This is a genomic window from Campylobacter lari (assembly GCF_004357905.1).
GTDB classification, from domain to species: domain Bacteria; phylum Campylobacterota; class Campylobacteria; order Campylobacterales; family Campylobacteraceae; genus Campylobacter_D; species Campylobacter_D lari_D.
This window is the reverse complement of sequence record NZ_SMTT01000025.1, coordinates 1-1,074: the sequence shown is the minus strand read 5'-3', so window position 1 is coordinate 1,074 and position 1,074 is coordinate 1. Positions and strand designations below refer to the sequence as shown.

The following is a 1,074-nucleotide window of genomic DNA, read 5'->3' as shown; positions in this document are numbered from 1 at the left end:
TATAAAACTAGCTGCAATAACTGCAGTAATTTGAATATAGGCCATTTTCTTGCTAGATTCTTCTATGCTGTCTATATCTGTTACACTGCAGATAGTATCTGAATCTATTTTATCGCAAATAGATAATTTTTCTTTGCCCATTTCATTAGTATAAAAAAATGCCTCGCCTGGTTTTGCTTTGCTAAAAGCTTTAGCAACAATAGCAACATTTTTATTATCTTTGCCAAAATAGTTTTCATCGGTTGAAGCAAATGCAAACAATGCTTTATCAAAAACAAAAGATGAGCCTGGTAAATGTTTTAATCTATCTTCTAATTTCTTCACAGAAACATCGATAGCTAAAACCCCTATAAACTTACCATTTTTAGTTAAAGATATAGAATAGGTAAAAGTAGGAAGCCCTGTTGCTATATCTGTATAAATATCAGTTACATTCCAACCAGTTTTCTTTCTAGCTGCTATATAAAATTCTCTTGTAGTTGCATCATAATTTTGCTCTTTTCCATAAATTAAATAATTTACTCCTTTGGCATCGCTGTCTTTGTTACTTAAAACTAATTCCCCATCAGGTTTTGCCAAATAAATAGCTTGATAATCGCCTATATCTTTTGCAGCTTTTAACTGAATTCCAACATCTTCTATTAATGTTTCTTCGTTGGCTAAAATTTCATATGGATGGTGTAAAATACTTTGGGCAAATCTTTCTAATGCACTTGAAGAGTTGTTGTAAAAATTTTGTGTTAAATTTTTTGCAGAAATAAGTTTATCTTGTTCTGCTTTTATAACTTCTTTAAACAGAGAGTCTTTTACAAAAACAAAAGTTATAATGCCTAAAATAAGTAGACAAAATATAGCAATAAAATTTGCTATGAGTGAGATTTTTATTTTCGCACTTTTCATTGGTTTTCCTTTTTATGTAAATTTGTAGTTATTTTTTGAAAGTGAAAAAATTATCTCATAGCAGTATAAATTTAAAAAAACAATATATTAATAAAAAATTATCTATATAAATAATATTGGATAAATATAAATTTTATTAAAACACAATATAAAAAACAAAATTCGACGATTAAT

The 1,074-nt window shown here is 27.3% G+C and carries 1 protein-coding gene; it reads right to left on the bottom strand.

Annotated features, from left to right (window positions below):
* The coding region (locus E2O22_RS07795; RefSeq protein WP_207921009.1) for a PDC sensor domain-containing protein at nt 1-900 on the bottom strand (900 nt) is incomplete at its 3' end.
* Nucleotides 901-1,074 lie beyond the last annotated feature (174 nt).